Origin of the sequence: Parapedobacter sp. ISTM3, assembly GCF_016533505.1 — a bacterium.
GTDB classification, from domain to species: Bacteria; Bacteroidota; Bacteroidia; order Sphingobacteriales; family Sphingobacteriaceae; genus Parapedobacter; species Parapedobacter luteus.
In genome coordinates this window covers 21,367-37,152 of record NZ_JAENGN010000008.1, presented here as the reverse complement: position 1 = coordinate 37,152, position 15,786 = coordinate 21,367, and the positions used below count along the sequence as shown (strand labels likewise).

The following is a 15,786-nucleotide window of genomic DNA, read 5'->3' as shown; positions in this document are numbered from 1 at the left end:
TTATGGAAAGACAATTAGCAAGGTCGCGGTGGTACCGCATTATTCCCGTTGTTTTCATCACGTATAGCCTCGCTTACCTCGATCGGGCCAACTTCGGCTTTGCCGCCGCGGGCGGCATGGCCGAAGACTTGGGTATCACGCCCGGCATGTCGTCGCTATTGGGATCGCTTTTCTTTCTGGGGTATTTCTTTTTCCAGATTCCCGGTGCCCACTACGCTGCGCATAAAAGTGCCAAGCGGCTAATATTCTGGTCGCTGATTCTATGGGGTGCATTTGCCACGGCCACCGGTATGGTGAGCAATGCCGGGTGGCTCGTCGTCATCCGGTTCATGCTGGGCGTCGTGGAAAGCGCGGTGATGCCGGCCATGCTCATCCTGCTCAGCCAATGGTTTACCAAAGCAGAGCGCTCGCGGGCCAACACGTTTTTGATATTAGGCAATCCGGCCACGGTGCTCTGGATGTCCGTGCTTTCGGGATACCTCATCGATGCCCTGGGCTGGCGTTGGATGTTTATCATCCAGGGTGCGCCGGCCATCCTATGGGCCTTCGTGTGGTGGCGGATGGTGGATGAACGGCCCAAGGAAGCAAGCTGGCTGAGCGTGCCGGAGAAATCAGCCTTGGAGGCCACGCTGGAGGAGGAACAGCGGGAAATCAAGCCGGTGAAAAACTATGCGCAGGCCTTCCGCTCACGGGCCGTCATCCTGTTGTGCCTGCAATACCTCTTGTGGAGCCTCGGCCTGTACGGTTTTGTGATGTGGCTGCCATCCATCATCAACGCAGCACCCAATATGGATATCGTGACCACCGGATGGCTGGCCGCCGTACCGTACCTGCTGGCGATCATCGCCATGCTCGGCGCCTCCTATCTTTCAGACAAAACGCTCAACCGGAAGATCTTCATCTGGCCCTTCCTGCTGCTGGGGGCACTCGCACTGTATGGGTCGTATCTGGTGGGCTCCAGCAATTTCTGGCTGTCATTTATCCTGCTGGTATTGGCCGGCGGCGCCATGTATGCACCGTATGGGCCGTTTTTCGCGGTCATCACCGAGATCCTGCCCAAGAATGTAGCGGGGGGTGCCCTGGGCCTTATCAACAGCATGGGAGCGCTCGGTTCGTTCGTAGGCGCATATATCGTCGGCTACCTCAATGGTGCCACCGGAGGGTTCGGTGCTTCGTACCTGTTGATGGCCTTCGCGCTGTTGTCTTCCGCCATCCTGACGATCATCGTGGTGAAATCGCCCCGGCAGCGGAAAACCAGCCCGGTACTACCCTTATCGGCACCGTGATGAAGCGTTCATTCCGTAGCAGGGCACTGGTTGTTGCGGCCGCAATAGCCCTTGGCTGTTCGTCTTCGCATGACGAGCGTAATGACCATACGGGAGACGACTGGCCGGTTTATGGTGGTAATAATGCGGGGAACCGGTATTCACCGTTGGATCAGATTAACGTAGCCAACGTGAGCCAGCTGAAGGTGGCATGGCAATACCACACCGGCGAAAACAGCGATCCCAATGAACGCGGTTATGAGATCCAATGCCAGCCCATTATCGTGGATGGCGTGCTGTATGCAACATCACCGAAGTTAAAGGTATTTGCTTTGGATGCCGCAACCGGCAAGGAAGTGTGGCGGTTCGATCCATTCGAGTACATCGAACCCCGGTATCACCAGAACCGGGGCGTGGTATATTGGCGTGAAAACGGCGATGAGCGTATTTTCTTTACCGCCGGTTCCAGCCTCTTTGCGTTGAACGCCAAAACGGGCGAGCTGAAAGCAGATTTTGGCGAGGGCGGTATCGTAAGCCTGTATGCCGGATTGGGCGATGGGCTGGATCATGACGTCAGTAAGCTGATGGTAATCGCCACCACGCCCGGCGCGGTGTACAGGGACGTGCTGATTATGGGTACGCGGGTCTCGGAGTTCGGTGACGCCGCACCCGGCCATATCCGCGGCTTCAACACGCGGACGGGCAAACTCGAATGGCTATTCCATACCATTCCCCGCCCCGGCGAATTTGGATACGACACCTGGCCGCCCGAGGCCTACAACTATATGGGCGGCGCCAATAACTGGGCCGGAATGACGCTGGATACCAAGCGGGGCGTTGTCTACCTGGGCACCGGCTCGCCGTCCACCGACTTTTACGGCGGTGGCAGGCATGGCCAAAACCTATTCGGCAACTGCATCCTCGCCCTGGATGCGCTCACCGGCAAGCGCAAGTGGCATTTCCAAACCATCCACCATGACCTGTGGGATCGCGATATCCCCAATCCGCCCAACCTCATCCAGGTGCGGCACGGAGGCAGGATGATCGACGCTGTAGCACAAGCCACCAAAGACGGGCTCATTTATGTGCTCGACCGCGATACCGGAGAGCCGCTTTTTCCCGTAGAGGAGCGCCCCGTACCGGTGGAAGGCGCCGTGCCGGGCGAAGCGCCCTGGCCCACGCAGCCCTATCCGCTGAAGCCTGAACCATTCGCCCGCCAGTACTTTACTGAAGCAGATATCAACGACCTCGACCCCGAATCGTACGAATTCGTGAAAAAAAGGTTCCTGCAAACGCGCTCGGGCAACAAGTTTATTCCCCCAAGCGTAGAAGGCACATTGGTCTTCCACATCGGTGGAGGTGCCGAATGGGGTGGTACGGCAGCCGATCCGGACGGCATTTTTTACGTCAATTCCAACGAGATGCCGTGGGATCTCCGGATGCTGGATCTCGAAACCAGTATGAAAGAACGCCGTAACGCACAATTGTCGCGAGGTGAAGCACTGTACGCGACCCATTGCGCGGTCTGCCACGGTGCGGATCTCCAAGGCGGCGGCAGCAACAACCCGTCGCTGGTGGATGTCGGAAAGCGCTTGCAGCGCAAGGATATCGCCGCCGTCATCCAGTCGGGCAAGGGGATGATGCCTTCGTTCCAGCACATGGATGAGTTCCGCAGGGAAGCCATCATCAACTTCCTGCTCAAAACTGACGAACCGGAAGATATGCACAACCGTTCAGCAGCCGGCGTTGAAGAAGACACCACAAGCCGGTTTCCTTATGTCGCGCCGTGGGTAAACAATGGGCAGGTGCAGTTCCGTACCCCAGCAGGGTATCCCGGGGTGAAGCCGCCCTGGGGCACCTTGAATGCGGTCGACCTGAATACGGGCGAATACCTCTGGAAGGTTCCTCTCGGCGAATTTCCTGCGCTCACAGCAAAAGGTATACCCCCCACAGGTACCGAAAACCATGGTGGACCTATCGTGACGGCCGGCGGGCTGCTGTTCATCGGTGCCACGCAAGACGAGCTGTTCAGGGCGTTTGACAAGAAAACCGGTGCGATCCTGTGGACGTATCAGCTTCCCGCCGGGGCGTTCGCCACGCCGGCGACCTATTCCGTCAATGGAAAGCAATACGTCGTCGTAGCGGCAGGAGGCACCAAGTATGGGCTCAAGCCAGGCGGATCATATATCGCATTTGCGCTTGAGTAAAAACGATAGTAATAAACTTACAAAACATGAAAGCCAACAGAAGAGCGTTTATCAAAAACACCGCCGCGCTGGCAGCCATGACGGTAGGAGGGAGCGGGGCGAGCGGCGGGTAGCCCAGGCCAAGCAAGGTGTGGTCAAATCCGCAGCACAAGGAGGTTAGGCAATCTCCTTAATTTTATTTATTATTGAACATTATTATAAACTAAGTTGTTTTGATGAAGACATTAGCCACATTGTTAATCATATTGCCCGCCATGATTTTTGCCCAGCACCAACCGATTGATTTATTCATCGGCACGTACACAAACAATGGAAAGAGCAAAGGCATCTACGTCTACGCCTTTGATCCCGCCACCGGTAGCGCTACGCTGAGAAGTACGGCGGCCGCCAACAATCCGTCATTTCTCGCTATCAGTGCCGATAGGAAATATATCTATGCGGCCAATGAAAATGGAGACGGCGAAGGGGCGGTCAGCGCCTATGCATATGACGAGGCTACAGGGAGGCTGAGCCTGTTGAACCAGCAGCTTACACAAGGAGATGCACCGTGCCATGTCGCCGTCGACCGGGGAGGTACGCACGTTGTTGTATCCAATTACGGTGGGGGCAGCATCAGTGTATTCCCCATCGAGCCCGACGGAAGCCTTGGCGCAATCAGCCAGCTTATCCAGCATACCGGCAGTGGCCCCGACCAAAGCAGGCAGCAAGCCCCGCATGTGCATTCCGCTTTTTTTACGCCCGATGAAAGACGCATCTATGTGCAGGACTTGGGAACAGATAATGTACACATTTACGACTTCCGGCCCGCCAGCGCAGACGGGCCGCTTATCCCTGCGGCGCAACCCGTTGCCAAGAGCTCACCGGGCGGTGGTCCCAGGCATTTGACCCAATCCGCCGACGGAAAATTTGTCTACCTCATTGAGGAAATGATTGCCAACGTGCTGGTCTACCGGCAGCAAAACGGCCGGTTGGAAGCCATCCAAGAAGTGGAGATAAACGAAGCGGGCTTCACCGGCAAAAACGGTGCGGCAGACATTAAGTTGTCGCCCGACGGCCGGTTCCTGTACGCATCAAACCGGGGCGATGCCAACACCTTGGCCATCTACCGGGTGAACGCAACGGACGGCACGCTCACCAAGGTCGGCAATCAGTCCGTGCTGGGCCGTGGTCCCCGCAATTTCAACATCTCGCCGGACGGCAAGTACCTCCTGGTGGCCAACCAGAATACCGATGAGGTGGTGGTCTTCAGCAGGGATGCAGCTACGGGGTTACTGCAAGATACCGGGCACCGCATCGCTGTGGGATCGCCGGTGTGTTTGGTTTTTTAATCCCCCAGTTTTACTTTCTTCTGGAATCCGAGTCCGGAAGATGTAACCTTATTTATTGCTTTCTTTACCTATTAAATACGTATTTATCGAGTATGTACAGCGTTACCGGCTTTAGCCTTTTATTGGTATCCAATGGATAAAAGCCGGGAGCTGTATAAAACTCGATGCTGTCCACCGTAACCTTGACATACCAAACTTTTCCGAGGGCGTCTTTGGTCAATGTATCTGGCTGCATGATTTTGCGGAAGTTTTTGGCCAGTTGCTTATTCAGGGGGATAATTTTCGCGTCGTCGATTTTTGTATGGCAAGCGATCGGTACATAGCGGTCGGTGCGCCAATACATACATTCCCGATCAAAGCTGTCGGCGAGTCGGTACGCACCGATTGTCGCCAAAAATGCAACCATTCCATACAATGCCGGTTTTTTGATTGTCGACCAAACTCCGGATTTGGCCTGTCCTTTACCCGAGCCTTCCTTGCCCGCATTTTCCGATGCCGAAGTCGACACCTCATTTTTTTGCCCCTTGGGCACATCTTCGTTCTCTTTTATGGCCATATCCGCCTGGCATTCTTCCGCCTGATCAGCGGGCGGATCCGCGGCTGTTTCTTCTTGGTCTTCCTTTTGTTTTTCCTTTGAGTCGCTACGTTGTGCCTCCCGCCATTTATCAAAGGGGCGGGGCTGGAAGTCGATTAATATCGCCAGCAGCTTCACGATATTTTCACGAGGCTTGCTAGTCTTGCCGATTATAAAATTTTTTAGTGGTTTAAATCCATCCGTTCCAAACTTTCGAATAGCGGTCTCCAGATCGGCATGCTTATTATCAGCGTTAAAAATTTTTAATAGGGTGGGAATATCTTGCTTTATGTCGCCCCTACGTAAAAGTACCAGGCAATACCTCCTGAGCTGTGCCGGAGAAGGGCGTTCCAGTTCACTGGGCAGGGCATGCTTTTCTTTCTTTTCCCGATAGGTGTTTATCACCTCTTCCTTAAATTTATCAATTTCTGACATTGCGACAAAATTAGCTCAACCGACCAATCGGAATTTACGGAATCCCGTAATCTTTTAACGGAATCCCGTATTCTTTTATAAGTAAAAACACCATCGCCCAACACCGGAATTTCAAGACGTCCATCCGGAAAATCAGGAATAAGATGTTGAATAACGGAATCATCAGAATTTGCTGATGGTTAGGTGTTTGCGCTCCATATTTTTGCTTCAGAAATCAGTTCAAGCATTGATTCACAATGGAGGTAAATGTACGAAACAGGTTTCAAAATGAGAAGAAATCGCGGTGGCTTATAGCCGGTTTGGGAAGCAGTTATTAGCTCCCGCGATAGACGCTCGCACTTCCCAACAAATTCAGAAGGCCTTCTGAAAACCAACGTAGCAACCCCCGCGAATGGGTCGCGGGGACCTACCAAGTTTTTCATGTTAAAATTTTTGAATTATGTTGTATTACATTTTTGCAATACTAATGGGTTTGGTGTGTCCTTCAGGCAGTAATTCCGGTCAGGGCCAGCCCACCATACAGACTACGAACGGCGGTGGTGGAGACGGTGGCGGTTCAAGTAACGGAAACGGTGGAGAAACCGGACAGGTGCCCCCCAGGCCGCCCCAAAGTACGTAAATACATATCCAATCGTAGAAGGCAGCGAAGGCTGCCTTTTTTTATTTGTATAAAATTTTATTCTGTTTTTTAGTTTTGCTAATTTCGAATAAAATTTACATCCTATTGAAACACCTAAGCATATCGTTGTTCTTCATTATTTTTCTTTCGTGTTCGCGGGAGGAAACTCACGAGCCCCAGCCCATTGACAATCCGTACTACGATCAGGCATTTGCATACTTGGACAGCGGCCCGGTAGACAGTGCTTTTTTCTATCTCAACCTGGCTAAAGACGTTTTTCTGGAAGCCAATGACAGCCTCAATGCGGCGTACTGTCTCACGCAGATGGCTATCATTTTGACCAATCAAGGTGATCATTTCGGCGGTCAGGAGACCTCGCTCCAAGCTGTTGCATATTTAAACCAGCGGAACCGGGCACACCACCATTACCTAGGTTCCAATTACAACAACCTCGGAATAGCCTCACGTAACCTAAAAGATTATAAGCGGTCGTTGGATTTCTACGACTTGGCAATTAAATTTTCGGACGATTCGCTGGATACCCGTATTTACCTTAATAACAAAGCTGTCACCTACAAAGAGATGGAAAACTACAGCGAAGCCTACCAAATATACCAGCAAGTTGTAGAAGAAACCAGTAAGGACCCTCGAGAATATGCCCGGGTCCTTTCAAATATGACCATCCTGAAATGGCTTCAAGATCCCACATACAACGCAATACCGGAATTTTTACGTGCGCTCCGTATCCGGAAGGAAGAAAATGACCTTTGGGGCCTAAACGCCAGCTATGCACATCTTACCGATTATTATCAAAAAAAGCGGCTGGATTCGGCCTGGTATTACGCCCGTAAGAGGTATGAGGTGGCCAAGCAAATCGAAAGTGCCGACGACCAAATTCTGGCCCTGCGACGAATGATTAGGTTGGGGCCGTCTGATTCGACCAAATTGTACTTTGCGACGTATCAACGGCTTAGCGACAGTGTCCAGCTAGCTCGCAACGCTGCCAAAAACCAATTTGCCGTTATCCGGTACGAGGCGGAGAAAAACAAAGCAGACAACTTAAGGCTACAGAAAGAAAATGCCGAAAACGCCTACCAGATCAGCCGGCAGCGAATATTGACTACGGTCATTGCCATCATCGCTATCCTGTTGTTAGCCGGCAGTGTGTATTGGCACCGGAAGCGAAAACAGCGGCTGGAGCTCGAAGCCCAAAACCGGATAAAAGCGCATCAGCTCAAAACGTCCAAAAAAGTGCACGATGTGGTGGCCAACGGACTTTATCGCGTGATGACCGAAATCGAAAACAAACCCGATATCGATAGGGAAGGAATCTTGGACCGGCTGGAAGTCATGTATGAGAAGTCGCGCGATATATCCTACGATACCGAGGTCGATGTGCCGTCGGCCGATCCGCCGGACTTCAACGATAAGCTGGCGGGCCTGCTCACCTCATTCGCTTCAGACGAAACGAAAGTAGTCATCGTGGGAAACGACATCGACCTATGGGAAACCGTATCGTTGGCAGTGAAGCATGAGATCGAGCACATCCTGCAAGAACTCATGGTCAATATGAAGAAGCACAGCTGGGCGAGCCACGTTGCCGTGCGTTTTGAACGAATCGGCCATGAGCTCCATATCCACTACAGCGATAACGGTGTCGGCCTGCCTAAAACGTTTACTTATCGCAATGGCCTTACCAATACGGGAAACCGTATAAAAAATCTTCGCGGCCTCATTACCTTTGACACCGAGGTCGAAAAGGGATTAAAAATACACCTCTCTTTTCCCGTCTTTTAAACTGTTAGCGGATGTTCAAAAAAGTATTGATTGCCGAAGACCACGAGATAGCGAATATTTCTGTACAAAAGACATTGGACGAACTTGGCATAGCTGACGCCAGGTATGTCTATTATTGTGATGATGCGTTTGCCTGGATACGGAATGCGTTGAAGGCCGGCGAGCCCTATGACTTACTCATTACGGACCTATATTTTGAAGAAGACCATTGCAAGCAAACGCTCGTGGACGGGAAAGCGCTTATCCGGGCAGCGCGGGAAGCACAGCCAGACCTGAAGGTGATCGTCTTCTCGGCAGAAAACAGGGCACCCATCGTGGACAATCTGTTTAAGTCGCTCTCGATTGACGGCTATGTCCGTAAAGCGCGGCGTGATGCCCAAAATCTCAAGCAAGCCATCCATGCCGTTTACCAGCACAGCACCTATCTATCGCCGGATTTGAAGCAAACCATCCAAGGGGAAAATTCCTATGAGTTTACCACTTTTGATGTGACCATCATCAAGCTGCTTTCGCAAGGTGTACTGCAAAAGGATATCCCGTATTACCTGCAGAAACAACATATCAAGCCTTCCGGGCTAAGCAGCGTGGAGAAACGGCTTAGCCTGATGAAGGAAGTGTTGGGGTTTTCCAACAACGCGCAGCTTATCGCTTACTGTAAGGATATTGAAATTATTTAGTGCCATGTCGTATCTTCGTTAATTTTGGCACGATGCACGATTGCTTTAAGCAAATTCAATCCTATTTGATTAAGAAAGCTCCCATCTTCGTAGCCTTGCTCCTCGTTGTCTGCGCTGCGTTTGAAATCGCTGAACCGGCAGGCCAAAAACAAATATCGGCGCCGAAAGAAAAGTATGTCTATGTGACCAAGGTGATAGACGGGGATACCTTTTGGGTGAGGGACGGGGCGGACGAGGTTAAAGTTCGCTTCATCGGGATAGATGCGCCCGAAACGCGCAACGCAGGCCGGAAGAAGAAAGGGCACTTCGGCGAAGAGGCCAAGGCGTATGTGACAAAATTGACGCTGCACAAACGAGTCCGGCTGGAACTGGACGTGCAGGAAAAAGATCGGTATCAACGGCTATTGGCCTATGTCTATCTCGAAGACGGCACATTTCTAAACGCCCATCTGGTCGCCCAAGGCTACGCGGTGATGGCTACTTACCCTCCAAATATCAAATATGTAGACTTATTTGCCGACTTACAGCGGCAGGCCCGGCAGGCGGAGCGGGGGCTATGGGCCGAAATTTTTTGAAGTAATTGCGGCTTTACGGTTTCCCGTATGGAACGGATGACTACGCCGAGTATTTTTGACATCGTAAGCAAATGGCAGCACACATGAATAAGATTTGCAACACGATTACCAGGCAAGTCAATGCGAAGAACACCAGATACTATCTCGATTCCGGAAAAAAAAATGCCAACATTGTTGTGCGTTGTTGACCGAAAACGCTTAACTTTAGCATTGACCAATAACAGCAGCCTAGACCGGGTAGACGTTGCGATTTCCAAGGCCTTCTGTTATAGGTTATAAACTCGAACAAATAACTTATTATATAAATGCGATTCAACCTGTCTTTGTTGCATATCGGCGGAGAAAAAGAACTCCCTTTTTCCTATCAGTATCTGCTGTCCAGCGCTATTTACGGAATACTGGAGAAAGCGGATGGCGATTATGTTTTGCACGTCAGACAACTAAAATGAGAAACAAGAATAGACTATGAGGATTTATATAACGCTATCGAAAAACAAGGAATTAATACCTTTTAATTATCAACATCTCCTCACGGGTGTTGTTCACAAATGGATTGGAGAGGAAAACCAGGAACATGGAAAAAGGAGTCTTTATTCGTTTTCTTGGCTGCAAAATACCGATTCGTTTAAATCAGGACTTAATCTGGCCTCTAACGCTTACTTTTTTATCAGTGCTTACAATGAGCAGCTTATTAAAACGGTATTAAAGGGCATTCTGAAAGATCCTGAGACTTTTTGTGGTAGCCGGGTTTTGGATGTGCAGGTAAAAGAGGTGCCTAAATTTACTAATGAAGAGAGATTTGTGATGAACAGCCCTATCCTGATTAAGAGGCGCGATGACGGCAAGGTAACGCATGTCACGTTCAACGATGCCGATTTTGATGTGCTGCTTACAGAGAACTTAAAGGGTAAATTGTCTTATGTGGGACTAAATTCAAACGGTGTAGCTGTAAAGTTAGATCAAAGTTACGCATTCCCACAAACCAAGTTGGTGGATTATAAAGGGGTAAAAAATAAAACGACCCTTGCCCCGGTTGTGATTACGGGAACACCGGAACAAATCGCATTTGCTTGGCTGGTAGGCTTGGGCCATAGTACGGGAATAGGCTTTGGTGCTTTAAAATAGTTTTAAGATGGAAAAATACTATGTTGTGAAATATTCCGGCCCTTTTGGTTTTATCAAGCCGTGGACGGCAGTTAGAGACAGTGAAACCTTTTCACAGCAGTTTCTTACTCCGAGTATCGTCGAAGGCATTGAAAAAAAAATATTTCCCGAATTATTAAATGAAGTGGGGATTAAAAAGATTTTGAGGCATCGGTTATCTTATACACAAGTGAGTCAGCAACAGGAAGTGATTCAAACAAGAGGTTGGAACTCGACAAGAAGAGGAAAAGAACTTCTCTTTGAAAGACCGACAGCCGTTTTGGTTAGAGGTATACTACTAGAGCCGGTTTTGTGCCTGGCGTTTGGCAAAAGGGAAGATGCTGACGCTGCTTTTAAACAACATGTCTGTTTGTGTAGAAATGAGGATGTGTTAATGCCTGAAGAGATTTTAGAAATCGACAAAGTAGAATTTGAAGAAGGGGAGTTGTTCAACGGGTATGAACTCATTTTTGAACGTACTGAAAACTCCTTTCATGTGGGGTATAACCGGGTTACAAAGGAGCCGATGTTTGGCTGGCTTTATACAGTAGGAAACCCGGTAAAAATGGCCTAAAATGAAAAAAGTCTTGCTTGCCAAATCAGCGCCTGAATGGACGACGTTGAAAGATCACACCGAACACGTGATAGAAGCTGCGGTTGTTTTTGCTCGATATCTCGGATTGGATGTGAACATTGCAAAAAACGGTGCTATCTTACACGATATAGGCAAGGCTCACACATATTTTCAGACAAAACGTCTCCAAGGTGAGAGTAAACAAGGGGATATATTCAGACATGAAATCGCTTCGCTCTTCTTCCTCTCAGTCTTTCCAGAGGAACAGCAAAATGCTTTAATAGAAATGGTAGTAGGCCATCACAAGTCGGTTGTGAAAGATAATAATGAATTAGGGTTACTGGATTTAGAAGAATCTTATGACTACATAGATTTTCATTTGGGCAAATGGGATAACTGGAGTAATGAAGCGATAGCGCTATTAAATGATCTTGGAATAAATTGTGCTTCTATACCAAAAAAGGAAGCTTTGGCTAATTTGCAGTATTGTATCGAATACTGTGAAGTTGCGACTAAAACAAAAGGATATTCTGAATGGAGGGGATTGCTGATGGGGGCTGATCATTTTGCATCATCATTGATTGATCAGACAATAGCTCAAAGTAAGAGAATTTTCAAAAGGCCAAATCTCGACTTTTATCAACGTCAGCATCCGCTATATCCGTTGTCATGTAAAGACGCCAGTTCTACAAAAAGGCACACCATGGTAATAGCTTCTACCGGAGCCGGAAAAACAGATTTTCTCTTCCGTAGGTGCAGAGGTAGGGTGTTTTACACATTGCCGTTTCAAGCTTCCATTAACGCGATGTTTAAGCGAGTCGGTAACGATTTAGAAAGGGATAACCCGGATATTGACATTCGTGTGCTACATTCTACTTCAGTAATCGTAAAACGAAGAAAAGAGGAAGAAACCAGTTTGCAAAACCTGATGGGCTCGGCAGTGAAGATACTTACACCGCATCAGCTTGCTATTGTTGCTTTGGGAATGAAGGGCTATGAAGCCATGATCTTGGATCTTAAAGGATGTGATGTGATTTTAGACGAGGCCCATACCTACTCAGGCATATCACAAGCGTTGGTTTTAAAAATCACTGAAGTGCTAAAAGTCATTGGTTGCCGTATTCATATTGGCACGGCGACAATGCCTACAATTTTGTATCAAAAAATAAAAGGACTTTTGGGAGAGGATGTATTGGAAGTTCGTTTAAAAGGTAAAGAGCTGGATCAATTCGACAGGCATATCGTTTACAAACTCGACAGTTTTGATGATGCTAAAGAGATAATCCGCCAAGCAGTGCAAAACAATCAAAAAATTTTGATTGTGATGAATACTGTTCAAACCGCCCAAAAAATTTATACTTATATCAAAGATATTTATCCCAAAATTCCATCGCTATTACTGCACAGCAGATTTAAACGTGGCGATAGGAACGCTAAAGAAAAACAGCTATTAGGACTGGATGAAAACGGAGAGCGTACAGATGAGTTCAATACAAGCAATGCGGCTTGCATTGTCGTCGCTACCCAAATAGTGGAAGTAAGTCTGGACATTAGTTTTGACGTTATGATTACTGCAACCGCTCCACTAGATGCGTTGATACAACGCTTTGGAAGAATCAATCGGAAGAGAAATCCAGATACCATTGGAAAGCTGAAAGAGGTCTACGTTATTGCTCCTCCAGAGACAGAGAAAGAAGCTCGGCCTTACGATCTGCGTATATTGCAAAAATCATTTGAAGTATTGGACCATGGCCAGGTTCTGAAAGAAAGGGATTTGCAGAACAAGATCGACCAGGTGTTTACGAAAATTGATTTCCTAAAAATAGAAGAACATAGCGTATTTAAATCTGAAGGAAGGTTTGCCATCCAAAGACTAACACATCGAAGTAAAGCAATACTGTTTGAATTACTGGAAATAGACAGCGTAAGCTGTATTACCGAAGGTGACGTAGACGCGTATGAAAAAGGCGATTTTGAAACCCGTCTGAACTTGGAAATTCCGGCAGCTTACTGGTCTGTTGCGAAAATGGAACAAAGTAAAAAAGGGAATAAGCCATTTATCATTCCGGAAACTGCCTATGACAGTGAATTTGGACTGGAACCTGCCAAAATCAAACAAGAAAATTTCAATGTACTAAACCGATTTTTATGATTACCACATTAGTAGGAAAAACATTTCTAAGCGCTTATAACGAAAAGTACAATAAAAATTATTCTGCAAAGGAATTTTTCGAGAAAGAATATTTCGAGCTATTCTTCAACCATCCGAAGTATATGCAATGGATAACGAATTCTCCTTTTGTGCAAATGAAAGCCGGCCAAAAGCCTGAAAAGCTATCTGCAGAAGACAGACAAGAAAAACTACACAACCTTTTTTCTAAAGTGGGGACAGAAGCTCCTGATGCCAGTTTTGCCATCGGTTATCCCGCATCTGAGAGCAAGGAATTTGCCAGTACATCCGGATTGGTGTCAAATGTTTTTATTGAAACAGAGCAAGAAGATGTTTATTATTCCTGGATAGGTTCCGGATTAGGTATCGGTGTCGCAGGAGGTTATAACCTATTGATTAACGATGCCGCAATAGCCCTTACAACATACGACGGCTGGACCATCTATCGGAAATACTTGAATGACCCAGTTTTGGGTAATTTGAGGGGAAATCAAATTAATTCGTGGAATGGACAATGGTTGACTTTCCGATTAGGGAAACGGTATGACGAGAGTTTCGACTTTGCGACTTTAGAAGATGAAAAAATATTTAAAGTTGAAACTTCATTGGCGGAAGTAAACACAGTCAACTGGTCGAATCTGTTTTTCAGTCTTTCCAACGCATATCCTGAAAAATCACTAAATGCTTATATTTACAGCTTCGGACAAACCAATAAAACAATCGGTTTTATTCCAATCTATCTCAAAGCAGGGAAAACGCTCAAAGATATTTTCCGCCAATTGTTTCGCACTGACTTACCATTTAATAACAAAGATTTCCAGTCGATATTTGGCATGCACATCAAGAGGGCTTGTGAATTAGGAAATATTGGCCTGCACGCTCTCCGACCGGATAGCCTGAAAAAGTACATGGACGAAGACAAAAACCTTTCATTCAAAAAAGAAGAAGAGAATTTAATTTATCAATCATATAAAACCTGGTTAATCGCTATGTTATCAAAAAACAAAGAAGAAATTACAGATTATACCATAGAGTTGGCAAGGCTGATTCAGCGGTATAGGGCAGGTGCTAAAGGCACTGACAGAATGAATTTAATTAAAAATGATTTACTGGGCGCTAAATCAAAAAAAGCCTTTATCGATGCTTTGACAGAAATGATAGATGGTATTGAAGGCGCTGATTTAGAGACTTTAAAAAAGCTGAAGGACGAGGTTCATTTAATGACCAATGAAGAGTTCGGATATTTCAATACGCTTTTGAAGTTCGATTACGCATTTGTAGAAAAACAATCTTAAATCTTAAAACCAATAAAATTATGAGTAATACGATTTATATCAGAACCTTGAAAAGGGCAGAGCATACCGTATTCTGCGTATCTGACGGACAAAAATACTATTATGATGCGCAGTTCAATAGGCGTATTCCGTTTTCGAGCGGACAACAAGTCAAAAGGTCTATTTTAGACACAGTATCTGAAGTGTTGAATACCACTCCAAGCCCTACTACTTTCTTGTTTGATGTCACCAAACAAAAGGAATTAAAAGAGGGCGAAGTGTACGGTACCTGTGACCCCACCTATCCCGACCAACTGTTGGGCGGATGGATGAAAGCAGCCAAAGGAGGAAAAGATAGGACTTTAAAAAGGAGAAGCCCGCTTTCAATTTCAGCTATGAGGGGGTTACATCCACTCTTAGCAGGGCTTGATAGTGACAATGCTTCTTTTGATAGAAGCGACAGACCCAACAATGTCGTCGTTGTTCGGGACGAGAAAGGTAATCGGTTATCAGAGGAGGAAATCGTCGCTTTTTTGGAAGGAAAAGATAGGAGCCTAAGTAGAAAATGGATTCCTAATCAAAGCCGGGCATCGGGTCTGTTTGTCTCCGATATCGCCATTGACTTAAGGAGATTATTTGCCGTCAGCTTGAACTCATTCGAGCCAGAAATGTCAGATGAGACAATTGAGAAACTGAAGTCTGAAGGTTGGATTGCATCAAAGAATGTGTTCGGCGATTGCTTGGTAGCACCGAAAGACACAAGGGAAATGTGGGCAAAAGCGTTGGCAAAGGCTATTGTCAATTGGAAAATTACGTCCAATCAGTCCCGTACGTTCAGTTTGATGGATACCTTGGCTATTTCAATCAGCGATAATGCCAATCTAATTGCGGGCAGTATAAGAGCAAAGCTTTCTGAAGAAGATTCAAGCAAAGCACAACCAATTATAGACGAATCATTGAATAATGTAGAAACCTATATCACCCTACAGGCAGGTGGCTTTATCCGAACAAAAGGGGAGACTGCCGATGCCCTTGACCGTGCCGAGCAATCGCTAATCGATAAAATGCTGGCGTTTGATTTTGAAAGTCAAATCTAGCTTGAACTTTTACCATGAAAATCGTAAATCTGACTTACGATTTTCATGGTA

General features: G+C 47.3%; 15 protein-coding genes. 14 read left to right on the top strand and 1 reads right to left on the bottom strand.

Features of this window, described 5'->3' with window-relative positions:
- Positions 1 to 2 precede the first annotated feature (2 nt).
- The 4 genes from JHJ32_RS12270 (at position 3) to JHJ32_RS12255 (ending at position 4,800) form a co-directional block, all read left to right on the top strand.
- Complete coding sequence (locus tag JHJ32_RS12270) at positions 3 to 1,286, top strand: MFS transporter (RefSeq protein WP_200121155.1); 1,284 nt, start codon at positions 3 to 5, stop codon at positions 1,284 to 1,286.
- Positions 1,286 to 3,472, top strand: a complete 2,187-nt coding sequence (locus JHJ32_RS12265) for a PQQ-binding-like beta-propeller repeat protein (protein ID WP_200121154.1) — start codon at positions 1,286 to 1,288, stop codon at positions 3,470 to 3,472. The genes JHJ32_RS12270 and JHJ32_RS12265 overlap by 1 nt, the downstream gene beginning before the upstream one ends.
- Positions 3,473 to 3,498: 26 nt before the next feature.
- Positions 3,499 to 3,585: a twin-arginine translocation signal domain-containing protein gene (locus JHJ32_RS23190; protein ID WP_139378795.1), complete on the top strand. Its 87-nt coding sequence runs from the start codon at positions 3,499 to 3,501 to the stop codon at positions 3,583 to 3,585.
- A 102-nt stretch (positions 3,586 to 3,687) separates the two neighbouring features.
- On the top strand, positions 3,688 to 4,800 hold the full coding sequence (locus JHJ32_RS12255; RefSeq protein ID WP_233632631.1) for a lactonase family protein: 1,113 nt from the start codon (positions 3,688 to 3,690) through the stop codon (positions 4,798 to 4,800).
- Positions 4,801 to 4,864: 64 nt separating this feature from the next.
- Here the strand turns inward: JHJ32_RS12255 and JHJ32_RS12250 are convergent, their stop codons facing one another.
- Positions 4,865 to 5,809 (bottom strand): hypothetical protein, encoded by a 945-nt coding sequence (locus JHJ32_RS12250; protein ID WP_200121153.1) that lies wholly within the window; start codon positions 5,807 to 5,809, stop codon positions 4,865 to 4,867.
- A 439-nt stretch (positions 5,810 to 6,248) separates the two neighbouring features.
- Here JHJ32_RS12250 and JHJ32_RS12245 point away from each other — a divergent pair, with 439 nt between their 5' ends.
- From JHJ32_RS12245 to JHJ32_RS12200, 10 genes are all read left to right on the top strand, one after another.
- Entirely contained in the window at positions 6,249 to 6,428 is a 180-nt protein-coding gene (locus JHJ32_RS12245) for a hypothetical protein (protein WP_200121152.1), read from the top strand.
- Between the two features lie 105 nt (positions 6,429 to 6,533).
- On the top strand, positions 6,534 to 8,225 hold the full coding sequence (locus JHJ32_RS12240) for a tetratricopeptide repeat-containing sensor histidine kinase (RefSeq protein WP_233632630.1): 1,692 nt from the start codon (positions 6,534 to 6,536) through the stop codon (positions 8,223 to 8,225).
- Positions 8,226 to 8,236: 11 nt separating this feature from the next.
- Positions 8,237 to 8,902 carry a response regulator gene (locus tag JHJ32_RS12235; protein WP_079718622.1) on the top strand — a complete coding sequence of 222 codons (666 nt, stop codon included), beginning with the start codon at positions 8,237 to 8,239 and terminating at the stop codon, positions 8,900 to 8,902.
- A 65-nt stretch (positions 8,903 to 8,967) separates the two neighbouring features.
- Positions 8,968 to 9,477: a thermonuclease family protein gene (locus JHJ32_RS12230; RefSeq protein ID WP_200121151.1), complete on the top strand. Its 510-nt coding sequence runs from the start codon at positions 8,968 to 8,970 to the stop codon at positions 9,475 to 9,477.
- 305 nt (positions 9,478 to 9,782) lie between these two features.
- Complete coding sequence (locus tag JHJ32_RS12225; protein WP_200121150.1) at positions 9,783 to 9,926, top strand: hypothetical protein; 144 nt, start codon at positions 9,783 to 9,785, stop codon at positions 9,924 to 9,926.
- A 16-nt stretch (positions 9,927 to 9,942) separates the two neighbouring features.
- A complete protein-coding gene (gene cas6, locus JHJ32_RS12220) occupies positions 9,943 to 10,602 on the top strand; it encodes a CRISPR-associated endoribonuclease Cas6 (RefSeq protein WP_200121149.1) in 660 nt (219 codons plus the stop codon).
- A gap of 7 nt (positions 10,603 to 10,609) precedes the next feature.
- The gene (locus JHJ32_RS12215; RefSeq protein WP_200121148.1) at positions 10,610 to 11,194 is read left to right on the top strand and encodes a hypothetical protein; all 585 of its coding nucleotides are present in this window, start codon (positions 10,610 to 10,612) and stop codon (positions 11,192 to 11,194) included.
- A 1-nt stretch (position 11,195) separates the two neighbouring features.
- On the top strand, positions 11,196 to 13,346 hold the full coding sequence (gene cas3, locus JHJ32_RS12210; RefSeq protein WP_200121147.1) for a CRISPR-associated helicase Cas3': 2,151 nt from the start codon (positions 11,196 to 11,198) through the stop codon (positions 13,344 to 13,346).
- Entirely contained in the window at positions 13,343 to 14,659 is a 1,317-nt protein-coding gene (locus tag JHJ32_RS12205) for a hypothetical protein (RefSeq protein ID WP_200121146.1), read from the top strand. The genes cas3 and JHJ32_RS12205 overlap by 4 nt, the downstream gene beginning before the upstream one ends.
- A gap of 20 nt (positions 14,660 to 14,679) precedes the next feature.
- Entirely contained in the window at positions 14,680 to 15,735 is a 1,056-nt protein-coding gene (locus JHJ32_RS12200; protein WP_200121145.1) for a hypothetical protein, read from the top strand.
- The last annotated feature ends 51 nt before the right edge of the window (positions 15,736 to 15,786 follow it).